9 protein-coding genes, 1 other RNA gene and 1 pseudogene are annotated in these 13005 nt (G+C 53.4%); 9 read left to right on the top strand and 2 right to left on the bottom strand.

Annotated features, from left to right (window positions below; genetic code table 11):
- The first annotated feature begins 60 nt into the window (after nt 1–60).
- Complete coding sequence (locus tag A5774_RS07805) at nt 61–2067, top strand: acyltransferase family protein (RefSeq protein ID WP_064834211.1); 2007 nt, start codon at nt 61–63, stop codon at nt 2065–2067.
- 86 nt (nt 2068–2153) lie between these two features.
- Here A5774_RS07805 and A5774_RS07800 read toward each other — a convergent pair whose 3' ends face one another.
- Nucleotides 2154–3185 carry a DUF4300 family protein gene (locus A5774_RS07800; RefSeq protein ID WP_064834209.1) on the bottom strand — a complete coding sequence of 344 codons (1032 nt, stop codon included), beginning with the start codon at nt 3183–3185 and terminating at the stop codon, nt 2154–2156.
- Between the two features lie 150 nt (nt 3186–3335).
- Between A5774_RS07800 and ssrA the strand changes: the two genes are divergently transcribed.
- Nucleotides 3336–3723: a transfer-messenger RNA gene (gene ssrA / locus A5774_RS07795) on the top strand.
- A 509-nt stretch (nt 3724–4232) separates the two neighbouring features.
- Nucleotides 4233–5258: pseudogene (locus tag A5774_RS11745) on the top strand (DUF2891 family protein).
- Nucleotides 5259–5344: 86 nt separating this feature from the next.
- Here the strand turns inward: A5774_RS11745 and A5774_RS07785 are convergent.
- Nucleotides 5345–6835, bottom strand: a complete 1491-nt coding sequence (locus A5774_RS07785) for a peptide MFS transporter (RefSeq protein WP_082936161.1) — start codon at nt 6833–6835, stop codon at nt 5345–5347.
- Nucleotides 6836–7013: 178 nt separating this feature from the next.
- Between A5774_RS07785 and A5774_RS07780 the strand changes: the two genes are divergently transcribed.
- The 6 genes from A5774_RS07780 (at nt 7014) to A5774_RS07755 (ending at nt 12889) form a co-directional block, all read left to right on the top strand.
- Nucleotides 7014–7463 (top strand): hypothetical protein, encoded by a 450-nt coding sequence (locus A5774_RS07780; RefSeq protein ID WP_231892386.1) that lies wholly within the window; start codon nt 7014–7016, stop codon nt 7461–7463.
- Between the two features lie 227 nt (nt 7464–7690).
- Nucleotides 7691–8740, top strand: coding sequence for a siderophore ABC transporter substrate-binding protein (locus tag A5774_RS07775; RefSeq protein WP_023018218.1), 1050 nt, complete (start codon nt 7691–7693; stop codon nt 8738–8740).
- Nucleotides 8741–8903: 163 nt separating this feature from the next.
- Nucleotides 8904–9947, top strand: a complete 1044-nt coding sequence (locus A5774_RS07770; RefSeq protein WP_023018217.1) for an ABC transporter permease — start codon at nt 8904–8906, stop codon at nt 9945–9947.
- Between the two features lie 94 nt (nt 9948–10041).
- On the top strand, nt 10042–11091 hold the full coding sequence (locus A5774_RS07765; protein WP_064834281.1) for an iron chelate uptake ABC transporter family permease subunit: 1050 nt from the start codon (nt 10042–10044) through the stop codon (nt 11089–11091).
- Nucleotides 11088–11843 (top strand): ABC transporter ATP-binding protein, encoded by a 756-nt coding sequence (locus A5774_RS07760; RefSeq protein ID WP_027017965.1) that lies wholly within the window; start codon nt 11088–11090, stop codon nt 11841–11843. The genes A5774_RS07765 and A5774_RS07760 overlap by 4 nt, the downstream gene beginning before the upstream one ends.
- A gap of 62 nt (nt 11844–11905) precedes the next feature.
- Nucleotides 11906–12889 (top strand): hypothetical protein, encoded by a 984-nt coding sequence (locus tag A5774_RS07755; protein ID WP_082936160.1) that lies wholly within the window; start codon nt 11906–11908, stop codon nt 12887–12889.
- Nucleotides 12890–13005 lie beyond the last annotated feature (116 nt).

Raw genomic sequence — 13005 nt, 5'->3', positions numbered from 1 at the left:
AGGTTGTTCCGGTGAATTATGTTTACTTAACGGCGTGCATGGCGCAAAAGGCTGGAGCTCATGTCTAAAACTCGTGCTCGATTACGGCAAGTCGCTGGCCTTGATGGTCTGCGTGGTTTAGCCGTGGCAGCGGTTGTGGCTTACCACTTTTTTGGCGACGTGTTACCAGGCGGTTATCTGGGCGTTGACATGTTTTTTGTGCTTTCGGGGTTTTTAATCACTTCGTTGCTGTTGCGGGAATATGACACGACCGGAACCGTAAATCTGAAGGACTTCTGGATACGTCGCCTGCGCCGGATCATACCGACGGCGGTCGTTGTGCTTGTGGTCTGCACCGCGATCGTCGGTGTTATTGGGGGCGATTTTGCAGTCAATATCCGGACGCAGTTTTTGGGTTCACTGTTTTTCGTCAGCAACTGGACTCAGATCGCTACGTCGGCCTCGTATTTTGCTGATAACGAGGTCGAAGTCTTTGCGCACTATTGGTCACTGGCAGTAGAAGAGCAGTTCTACGTGCTGTGGCCTTTAGCATTGTTCGCGTTGCTGGCCGTGTGGGGTGCGCGCAAGCGATTGCATATTGCGCTGGCATCGCTGCTGGCGGCGGTAGCTTCGGCGATTGCCATGGCGGTGGTCTATTCCCCGGATGCTGATCCCACTCGTGTGTATTACGGCACCGATACTCATGCGTTTGGCTTGCTGATCGGAGCCGTATTGGCGATGTTGCTGACCACCAGCAAAGCTGATCCGACACGTGATTCCTGGCCTGTACTAGAGCTTGCGCGAGCGCGGTTCTTGGCCGCACTGATCGGGGTAAGTGCTACTGCGATCTATGTAGTCCAGTTATTTTTCATGGCCGATGATGGCAATTTCCCGTATTGGGGCGGATTGTTTATCACGAGTCTGGCAGGCGCCGGAATGATCTACGCAGTGGTCTATGAAGTCGCTCCGCTGCGGTGGATCTTCGAATTCCCGCTGATGCGTTATCTGGGGCAGCGGTCGTTTTCCATTTACTTGTGGCACTGGCCGGTCATAATGATTATCCGCGAGCTGGCGCCAGAGGAGACACTGGACAGACATGCTGTCTGGTGGGGGCTTTTAGCTGTGGCAGTGTCGCTAGGGCTATCGGAATTGAGCTACCGCTGGATAGAAAACCCTTTCCGGCGCAAGGGCTATGGCACAGTCTTCGCAGTTATCTGGGCGCACCGTCCGCGCAAGGCTTCGGCTTCCGCTACGGCTTCGCCCAAAGCGCCTGTTGCTTGGATAGCCGGGCTCGTGCTTACCGTTGGCTCGGTGAGCGGAACTGCCTACGCGGTGGTGAATTCATCAGATAAAACGCAGCTGGAGCAAGATTTGGATGCGCTTGCTGAGCACAACCGGCAGCAACGCCAGGAGATGCAGAAGCAAGCTGGCGATGCTGAAACCGGGGATGCCAAAAAGATAGATACTGAGAAGAGCGACGGCGAGAAAAGCAGCAACGATAGCAGCTCCACGGGCAGTTCTAGCGATCGTGAGAAATCGAAGGACAAGCCAAATAAGGAAGACGTTTCCGATCGCAGCATGCCCGCCGGTGATGAAATTACCGCCATCGGTGATTCGGTGATGCTGGCATCGTTGATGGCGTTGAACGAAGAATACCCAGGCATTTATGTTGATGCGGATGTCTCCCGGGCATGGGGAGTCGGCATCCAGGTTGCATCATCTCTGGCCTCGCAAGGACTGCTGCGCGACACGGTGGTCCTCGGATTCGGGACCAATAGCGAGGCCCATCCGGGCGAGATTGCTTCGATGATGGAGATTATGGGCGAAGACCGCACCGTCGTTATGGTTCTGCCATATGGTGACCGATCCTGGATGCCGCGCGCCCGCGAGCAAATCATTGAGGCAGCTAAGACCTATGACAATGTGTATATTGCGGACTGGTGCACTCACGCGATGCACACCCCAGGGGCGTTGCGCGAGGACGGTATCCACCCGGATCCGATTGGTGCTACCGAATACGTTACTGCGATCACATATGCGCTGCAGCAATACGTCAACGGGGATAAAAACACCGATACTCTCTGCTAACCGGGCCATTCCGGAAGATGTTGTGAGACTAGCCGACGTTGCTGACTAATTCGTCTTGTGCCTAGCTGGGTTAGCGAACCCGGGTATTAGCGCTTGGCGAAGCGCATACCGCCGATGACTTCGTCGTTATCGAAGATGATGGGTCGGCCATATTCTAGGGCTGGCCCATCGTCGTATTTGTGCATTAAATAGTCGTTGAGCTGCTGCATATCCCGCACGGTGATGGCTTGGTACGGCATATCGAAGGCGATTTTTTCTAGAAACAGGTAGCCATCGTCCAGCGGCACTGTGACGCCGGTGTGCCCAATGAATAGTGTCGCCGGGTCAGTGAGCGTGTCGTGCGAAAACATTGAGATCACTCGGGCGTCGGTCTCGGCGAATTCGATGCCACGCTCGTTGAAATGTGCCTGGATATCGGCGATGTGCTGTGCCGGGTCTTGATCTGTCGTCGTTGAGATATTGCTATAGAACGCAGCGAACTTGCGGCGCTCTTGCTCATCCAGAATTTCTACTGGCGCGTTGTTCAGCGACTCCTGGTCGATAAACAGTAGAGACTCGTTCGGGTTGTCCTGGTTTCTGACGGTGAACAGGGAATCTGCCAGCGTAAAGGTGTTGATTCGGCAGTTCGTGCCTGCATAATTGGCGTGATGCTGCTGCCAGGCCGTGGTGATTGCCTCAACGTCATAGTCTGGATCTTGCGTTCCGTAGTCGGTGAACCCGTCGTTGATGAGGCTGCCGGTCGGAACGGCGTGATTGTATTCGTCGACAAGCCGGAAGAAACCGTCGATACTTTCCTGTGGCACACCTGCATCGGTGAGTGCCTTATGCGCGGTCTCCTGCGATTTCTTGTCGACGAGATTGCTGACCGTCATGCCTTCCAACAGCTTCGCCGCGTCATTTTCTGCGGTGGGGAACTGGCTTCGTTGCGCGTCAGATGAGGAATCTGCAGGCGCAGTTTCTGCAGAGCTTGCCCCGGTTGCTCGAGTTGCTTCGGCTACCTCGGCTGTTCCAGTTGACTCTGTTGTTGCCGGGCTTTCACTGGAACTGTCTGGTCCCGCACATGCTGCTAGCAATAGGGTGGTGGTTAGCGAAGAAGCGAGGAAAAGTTTCGTGCGCATTGGTTCATGCTAACGAAATTACGAATCTGCATGTGGTCGCAGGCAAGAGCGAGTATGCTCTGCGGGTTGTATAGTCCTAAGCTTGCACAAGCTTGCACATAGCCAACAAACAGGTGTATTCTGATCGCTTACAAGGGTTTCCCTGACAACGGGGTTGATTTGGTTTCGACTTCGTCTGTTGAGCCAGGGGAAGCGTGCCGGTGTAAGGTAACGGCCACCGTAAGCGGCGTTACAAATACAATAAACGCAGAGAAGACCTCTCAGCGTGACTACGCCCTCGCTGCCTAATTAAGCTGCAGCGACCGCGTGTCTGTCAGCCCAAGTTATGCTCTTGGCTTGGAATCTGGCATCGACTAAAGAGCTTGCCTTCTGGCTGAGTCATCAGGGCCAGTAGGGACACTCACTGATGGCTGGGCCCATCTTCCGAGACGTGTTCGTGCGAGTCGGAGGGCCGAGTAAGGATCATGCGCGAACTGCGCACGGAGAAGCCCTGGCGAAACAACGAAGGACCCGGGTTCAAGTCCCGGCAGCTCCACAGTATGGGGGTAGTCCAGGTTAGCAATAACCTGGGCTTTTCTCATGTAATCATCACTTGTACTGCGGTTATGCTAACTGTGCAGTAGCGTGCATAGGCGTGCAAGTGGGGGTGTTCATCTTCCATAAATATCTCATATGTGCCATGATCTTCGGGTTAAACGCCAAATTGGGTTAATCCCCAGGAATGTGCCTGGTCGTCGTGTCGACATATGGTGCATTTTTGCAAATAGTGAACAAAAAAGGCCGCTTTTAGCGCGCCTATTTGCAAAAATGCACCAAACACTTGATTACCTGAGACATGATTACCGGCGATGGGATGTTTTATTGGCGCTCTTACGGGGCGACTACTGGCATCGATCAGCCAAATTATGGGATCTGCCGGATGCTTATCCGTATCGCTATCCAGAAAGATTCCGGATACATGCCTGGCGTATGTCTGAAAAATGTGGGTTGGACACAATCGGGGCGCAATTCGGGCTCAGCAGCAAAACCTTCGGCATACTGTGAGCTATGACTGATTCGACTCCAGGACTTTTTGCCACAGGATCATTAGGGCAGTTTGCAGAAAAGTGGGCCCGTGGTATTGCGGATGTGCTGGAGCAGGAATTTCCTGCAGTCAATATGCACATTAGTACCTCTGCCGATGATTGTGATGTGCGGCCACGCACGCAGCACCCGAGTTTCTGGGGCTGTTTCGATTGGCACTCCAGCGTGCACATGCAATATTCGGCGGTGTGCTTGTTGTCAGAAGAAAAGCTATCGTCGGAAACTAGTACGCGCCTGCATAATATCCTGGAACAGCGGTGGGATAAGCAGTCCCTGCAGGCTGAATACGATTATCTGGTCAATGATCCCAGTTTTGAGCAGCCCTACGGCCGCGCCTGGTTGCTACAACTTGCGCGCCGTTCTGGGCGGGAAGAATTCCTTCCGTTAGTTGAGTTAACTGAGAAGCACATCATGAATTGGGTTTCTGCGCTAAGCCAACCGATCCGGCACGGTATGCATTACAACACGGCATTCAATCTGTTTTTGATGCTGGATGCCGCGCAAGCGATGGAGCGAGGTCGACTCGCCGATGTGCTTGCCGACGCCGCCCGCAACCTGTTCTTGGGGGATCGCAATTACCCGGTGGAATGGGAGCTGTCGGGCAGTGACTTCCTCTCGAATGCGCTGTGTGAAATGCTGTTGCTTTCTCGCGTGCTGGATAAAGCCGAATTTAGTGCGTGGCTAGAATAATACTTGCCTAGCCAAGAAAAAGCGCTGGTTTTCTTGACCCAGACCCCGGAAGTTTTGGACCCGTCCGATGGTCAATTGGCGCATTTGTATGGCTTGACGCTATCGCGCGCGTGGATGTTGCGTGAGCTGGCACCACATTTGGGTCGAAAAGCTCAAGAGGTGATCGCGGACCGCACACCAGCAATGTTGGACAGCGTGGAAAAGCAGCTTGTCGACGGAGATTTTATGGCGACGCATTGGTTGACCACCTACGCTTTGTTGGCCATTCGCGCAGACGGGGCAGACGAGCCAGAGCTATAGCAGACGGTGTATAAGAAAAGCTGGCCAGTCCGAGGTTTTCTCAGTCTGGCCAGCAAGGGTTGCAGATGATGGATGCACGTGGGGAGTTAGCGTACTCCGCGCATCATTTTTAGGATCGGCTTGCGTGCGAAGAATACCGCGAAACCACCAATCAATGACGCGCTCGCCATGATCGAGAAGTACACGACTTCGTTTTCTTCGTTGTAGAACTGCGCCAACCATCCAGCGATGGCAGTGCCCATACCCAATGAAGTCCAGAACAGCGCCATCATTTGGGATTTGTGGGCTTCTGGTGCCAGTTTCGTGGCCAGCGATGTGCCGGTTGGAGAGATGCATAGCTCGGCTAGCGTGATCACGAACAGAACACCCACTAACCATCCCACGTTGACGATTGCTTGTCCGCTAGGAAACAGGAAAATGGCAAAGGCGATACCTGCGCCCAGTAGACCGAGTGCAAATTTGGTGACAATAGTGGGCTGTTTTTCGCCCATTTTGGTCCACATGACGGAAAACAGTGTGCCGAACATGATGATGAACAGCGGTGCGATGGAGTTGAACAATCCGGGCTTGAGCTCCATCCCGAAGATATTCCAGTTCAAACGCGTATCGGAATAGACCGCCATAACGGTGAACTGTTGTTGGTAGAGCGACCAGAACAGCACGCTTCCGAACCATAGAGGAACGAAAGACTTGACACGGGAGTGCTCGGTTTCGTTGGTTTTGTCGCTGCGGAACAAAATTACGAACAACACGATGGCGCAGATTGCGATGAGCCCGATAACCCAGGTATCGATATTGCCTGGCGTGATGAGGCAGACCCAGACCATGACGACGACAAGAACGATAAAGGCGATGGTTGCAGCGAGTGCTTTTTTCTTTTCCGCGGCCGACGCTGGGTTCGACACGTGGTGAGCACTGGCTGGCAAGTTTTTCCGGGTGAACCAGTATTGGATGAGTCCTAGTGCCATACCGATCGCCGCGATGCCGAAGCCTAGGTGGAAGCCGGATACATCCCAGGCGAAGTTCGTCGCCAAGGGGCCCAGCAGCGCACCGATGTTGATGCCCATGTAGAAGATGGTGAAACCAGCGTCCCGGCGGGTGTCTTTGAGGTCATAGAGCGAGCCGACCAGGACAGATGCGTTGGTTTTCAGACCACCGGAGCCTACGGCGATAAGGATCAAGCCGACGACGACACCGCTGACATCTGGGATTATGGCCAATGCGATGTGACCTGCCATGATCGCAATGGCTGAATAAAACAGCGTGCGCTCGGGGCCCCAAACTTTATCGCCTAGATATCCGCCGACAATAGCCATCAGATAAACCATGCCACCGTACGCACCGATTACACCGGTAGCAGCGCCTTTATCGAGACCTAACCCGCCGTCGGCAACGGAATAGTAGAGGTAGTAGACCAAGATGATCTGCATTCCGTAGAAGGAGAATCGCTCCCACATTTCCACGAAAAACAGGTTGGCCAGCATGCGTGGGTGGCCAAAGAAGGTTGCGGAACCGGTATCTGGCCCGGTTTCGTCTGGTGCGGTGCCGGTGTCTGTCGCCGACTGAGATGTAGACATGAGAGAATCCTCGAACTTACTCACGAAAATGATTACGTTAACAGCCTAAAACTACACTTTTGTGCTGTGAACACAAGGGGGCTAAACGACGAATAGAAGCGTGGAAAATACGAATATGAGTCCTGCAATTTGCAAGAAGCAATTTTGCTAAGTTGGGGAAATGAATGCGACGCGGGAAATGAATATGACACGGGATAAGAAAACCGACGTGCTGGGTGTTTCGACCAGCCGGGGTGGGCAGTTCCAACGGCTTAATGAGCGAATAACGCCAGATGCTCGTGGGCTGAGCACGATTTTCGGTGTCGCGGGCGTACTGCATTTTCTCCGCCCCGCGGTTTTCGATTCGATTGTTCCGGGGTGGGTCCCGGTCTCTGCACGGTGTGCTACTTATGTCAGTGGCGCAGCAGAACTCGGGCTTGCATATGCGCTGCGGAAACCCCATACCCGCTCGATTGCCGGTTATGTCGCGGCGGCGTTTTTGGTTGCAGTGTTTCCCGCAAACGTGGAAATGATGAGGCAGTGGGTGCCGCAGTCACGGCGAAAAGCTGTGGTGAGCGTAATGCGACTACCTCTACAAATTCCTTTAATCTACGGTGCATGGCGTGTCGGCAAGCGCAACGTCGCTTAAATCACTAGCGGGGGTAGGGGGAAGATTGGAAAAGCATAGGAAAATGCTGGTTAAGTAACGATTTCCTAATGAATCGTGTCCATCTAAGGGTGTAATAGTCCAGCCAATCCTTGTTAAGTCAACCCGTGCTTAATAGGGTTAAGCTTTGGCTGTGTGTAGAAGAGGTTTCACACAGAGAATTTCCAGTTTTGCGAACGAACATTACCCCCGAGGAGAAGTGAACGAAGATGGCTTCAATTAAGATCCGCAATACCGTAATCACTGGACTTGCTCTATCCAGCCTGGTTCTTACAGCTTGTTCCACTGATGATGCCGAGAGCACCAGCGCAGATGCGACGACGTCGGCAGAATCAAGCGCTGCGGACTCTTCGTCGGATGCTGCCTCCGACGGTGACACCATCACCATTGAAGACAACCACGGCACCCAGGAAGTCCCGAAAAACGCCAAGGCTGTTGCTGCAACGGATAACCGCTCATTCGAGATCTTGGAAAAGTGGGGAGTAGACCTGGTTGCTGCTCCGAAGCAACTGGTTCCGCATACGGTCGATGCTTACCGCGAGGACGATTCGGTCGCCGATCTGGGTATGCACCGCGAACCGGACCTCGAGGCTTTGGTTGCTGCACAGCCGGATCTCATCATCAATGGGCAGCGTTTCCAGTCGCACTACGACGACATTAAGCAGCTGAACCCAGATGCTGCGTTGGTAGAGTTTGAGCCTCGTGACGACGAAGACTTCGCGGAAGAGCTGCGTCGGCATGCATTGGCACTCGGAGAGGTGCTCGGGCATGAGGACGATGCCCAAGAGCTCGTCGACGAATTTGATGCTGCGATCGAACGCGCGAAGAAAGCCTATGATGGTGAATCCAGCGTGATGGCACTGAACGTCTCCGGTGGTGAGCTTGGATATGTCGCTCCGTCCAAGGGCCGTGTTTATGGACCGATCTTCGACATGCTGGATTTGAAACCTGCGCTCGAGGTTGATGATGCATCACAAAACCACAAAGGTGATGATATTTCCGTAGAAGCCATCGCAGACTCGAACCCAGCCTGGATGTTCGTGCTGGACCGCGACGCTGCAATTTCTGCACGGTTGGAACCTGGCTACCAGGCAGCGAAAGATGTGATTGAAGGTTCCGATGCTCTGCGTAACGTCGCTGCTGTCAAAGACGGGCAGATTGTCTACGCTCCAGAAGACACCTACACTAACGAATCCATCATTACCTACACCGAGATTCTGAACGATATCGCTGACGCGTTTGAAGCAGCGAAGAAGTAATTCTTCCGCTCTCGTTTGTAGGTGCGAGTGATCGTCCCGAGAGTAGTCATTATTCCTCGAATGATGCACAAGTGAGGCCTACAATGCCAGCCGAGGCTACGAATTCGTAGCCTCGGCATTGCCATGAGCATCGGTCGATGATGAAGAAATGAAGGCACAAGACATGACCACTGCCACAACGCCTAGCACCCCCGATGGCACAAGTCCGCCTCCCGACGAGCCGGGACAGCAATCCCAATCACGGCGAGCGCAGACACGCACGAAATTATTTGACTGGAAACTGGCCGTCGGTTTCGCCGTCGTCGCAGCGCTGCTGGTGACATCACTGATGGTTGGCGAATACAACATTTTTGAAGCAGCTGACGGTTCGGACTTTTTCTACATCACGCGCTTGCCACGTACTATTGCGTTGGTATTAGCAGGTGCGGCAATGGCGATGTCGGGCTTGGTCATGCAATTACTGACGCAAAACCGATTTGTGGAGCCGACCACCACTGGAACTACCGAATGGGCCGGGCTTGGTCTGCTGTTTGTCATGTACTTCATTCCGACGGCGTCGGTGCTTGAACGCATGATTGGTGCCGTCTTTTTTGCTTTTGTCGGCACCATGGTGTTTTTCCTGTTTTTGCGCAAGGTCTCGTTGCGGTCATCGTTGGTAGTTCCAATTATCGGCATCATGCTGGGCGCAGTGGTCTCGTCGATCTCGACTTTTTTCGCCTTGCAATTCGATATGCTGCAATCGTTGGGCATCTGGTTTATGGGCTCGTTTACCTCGGTATACAAAGGCCAATATGAGGTGCTGTGGGTAGTTGTTGCGATCGCCGTTGCGGTTTTTTTCTTTGCCGATCGTTTGACGGTCGCCGGGCTTGGTGAAGATATTGCCACCAACGTTGGCGTTAATTATGCGCGGATCGTATTGGCGGGCACTGCCTTGATCGCTGTAGCCACCGGCGTGGTCACGGTAGTGGTGGGAGCCTTGCCGTTTTTGGGCTTGATTGTGCCGAATGTGGTCTCCATGTTCCGCGGCGATGATTTGCGCTCGAATCTTCCGTGGGTCTGCTTGTTGGGAATCGCGATTGTGGTGGTGTGCGACCTCATCGGACGTACGATTATCAGTCCATTCGAAATGCCCGTTTCTGTCATTCTGGGCATCGTTGGTGCCATTGTCTTTGTCACCCTGATTGTTAGGCAGGCACGCCGTGGATAATCTTGAGACAAATAAGGTATCGGCACGCACTTCTCGTACAGCAGATCGTGCGCAGGTGGGAAATCCTGAGTCTTCGGATCGTGTGGAAGACGGTATGAGTGCGGCAGCATGCATAAGCGAGAACCAAGGGCAACAACGAAGGGAACGCAGTGCCTCTGCCTTTCAAAATTCCGCCGCGGCTCGCAAATATTGGATTATTTTCGGTGTCCTCGCGGTCATAGCTGCTGGTTGCGGGTTCGGCCTTCTGGCTTATGGGAACCCGATGCCGGTGGGCACCGAGCAATTTTGGCTCATTGCCGAGCGGCGGATGAATTCCGTGATCGCGATGGCGGTGGTCGCGATCTGTCAGGCCATGGCGACGGTGGCTTTTCATACCGTTACGAATAACCGCATTATTACCCCTTCCATCATGGGGTTTGAATCGCTGTATGTGCTGATTCATACCTCGACCGTGTTTTTCCTGGGAGCGGCCGGATTGCATAACGCCCGCACCTTGTCGACGTTCGTGTTCCAGATCGTCGTGATGATTCTGCTTTCCTTGATCCTGTATTCTTGGCTGTTGACCGGAAGGCATGCAAATATGCACGCCATGTTGCTGGTCGGCATCATTATCGGTGGCGGTCTGGGTTCCATTTCGACTTTCATGCAGCGCTTGCTCACACCGTCCGAGTTCGATGTGTTGACCGCACGAATGTTTGGGTCGGTCAATAATGCTGATCCGGAATATTATCCGTTAGCTATTCCGCTCTGCCTGGGGGCGGCCGGACTATTGTTCGTTTTCTCGCGCAGGTTGAATGTGCTGGGGCTTGGCAAAGACGCAGCAATGAACCTGGGCTTGAACTATAAGTTGTGGTCGATTGGTACGCTGATTTTGGTATCCGTGCTGATGGCGGTTTCGACGGCATTGGTCGGACCAATGACCTTCCTTGGATTTTTGGTAGCGACGTTGGCTTATCAATTTGCCGATACTTTTGACCACCGTTTCGTTTTCCCCATGGCGGTATTTACCGCATTTTCAGTACTCACTGGTGCGTATTTTGTGCTCAACCACGTTTTCTATGCCCAGGGAGTCGTCTCGATCGTCATCGAGCTGGTTGGCGGCTCGGTCTTCCTATTTGTCATTTTGAGAAAGGGACGCTTGTGATTACCCTCCGAAACCTGCACAAGGCCTATAGCAGTGACGTTGAGATTGGCCCGGTGAATCTGGAGATTCCTGCCGGCGGTATCACCGCGCTCGTCGGCCCGAACGGCGCCGGCAAGTCAACCTTGCTTACGATGATCGGGCGGTTACTGCAGCCGGATTCCGGAGAGATTACCGTCGGTGGGGCAGACATTTTTAATACGAAGTCGAAGGAATTGGCGCGCATTGTTTCCATTCTGCGCCAGGAAAATCATTTCATTACGCGTTTGACGGTGCGCCAGCTCGTCGGGTTTGGGCGCTTCCCGTATTCCAAAGGTCGTTTGACGCCTGCTGATGAGGAAGTCATTTCGAAGTACATCGACTTTCTGAATCTCACTTCGTTGGAAAACCGCTACTTGGACCAGCTATCGGGTGGGCAACGCCAACGCGCGTACGTCGCGATGGTGTTGTGCCAGGAAACCGATTATGTGCTGCTCGATGAACCGCTAAATAACCTTGATATTGCGCATTCAGTCGAGATGATGCGTCACCTGAAACAAGTAGGTCCGGAGTTCGGGCGGACCATCATTCTGGTGCTGCATGATATTAACTTCGCTGCACGCTACGCGGACTATATTTGTGCGGTAAAAGACGGACAGATTTGCGAGTTCGGTACTCCAGAAGAGGTCATGAAAAATCAGATTCTTACCGAGATTTTCAATACGAACATCGCCGTGATTGATGGGCCGGACGGCCTGCTGGCCTGCTATCACTAGATTAACCGACGACGGTGAGAATGTGACAGAGAAAAATATGACGTCGCTAATGTGACGGCGATATGATGAATCAGAACCTGGTGGCACAGCGGAAGCAGCGTTGGATAGATTTCCTTGCTGAGCACCAGGTTCTTTTCTATATTGCGGCGATACTGCTCGGCCTTCTCGCCTCCCCGTGGGACCTGGAGAAGATGGCGACTCCGGTTCTTGGTCTCTTGATGCTGTCGACGTTTTCTGCGCTCCCGCTCCGGCGAGTGCGATTAGCCCCACGGCTAACCGCACTAATTTTGGTTTTAAATTTTCTCATCGTGCCGTGTGTTGTTTGGGCTTTAATCCAGCCTGTACGTGGTGACCAGGTGCTGCTCATCGGGATTACTTTGGTTTTGCTGGCCCCGTGCATCGACTACGTGGTGCCATTTTCTGGCATGGCCGGAGCCGCGCATCACCGGCTGTTGGCGATCACACCGTTGCTGTTTCTGCTGCAGATGACGCTGCTCAGTCTGCTACTCCCGCGGTTGATTGGGGCGGAATTCGTTGATTCTGCGATGGGGCCAATGTTGCGTGCCGTTGTCGGGATGTTGGCTATCCCACTGGGTTGTGCATGGTTACTACAGCGGTGTGAACGCACGTCGCGGCACCGGAGCGTCGGAAAGATAGCCAGACACGCTCGAATCACCTTAGATGCCGCAATGGTGCCGTTGATGATGGTGACGTTATTCGCCATCACCGCGACGTACGGCGCAGATGTGTTCCGCGAAGGCCGCGAGCTGGTACCTGCGGTAGCTATCTATGTCGTCTTCGCAGTAATCATGGCGATGGTCGGAATTGTTGCCGTAAGAGTGGCTAATTTGCGTATCGACGACGGGGTGGCAGCGGTATTTTCTGGCGTCACCCGAAATTCCCTAGTTGTTATGCCGATTGCTTTCGCATTTCCGGATGGTTTTGAGGCGGTTCCGATCGTGATAGTCACGCAAACCTTGGTCGAGTTGTGCGTAATGGTGTTGTTCATAAAAACAGCCCCTTACCTGCAGAAACTTTTGCAATAAATCCCGAATTTGCATTGTGTTTTGTTATCGCTTAAGCTTATCCAAGTCGCCGCGAGGGGCTGACAGAGAAAATAACTTCACAGGATGTTGGTTCTGGTGGTTGTGTTCTTTGTTTG

It is taken from the genome of Corynebacterium sp. EPI-003-04-2554_SCH2473622, assembly GCF_001665955.1.
Lineage (GTDB): Bacteria > Actinomycetota > Actinomycetes > Mycobacteriales > Mycobacteriaceae > Corynebacterium > Corynebacterium pseudodiphtheriticum.
Note: the sequence above shows the minus strand (reverse complement) of the source record. Positions and strands in the feature narration are given on the sequence as shown.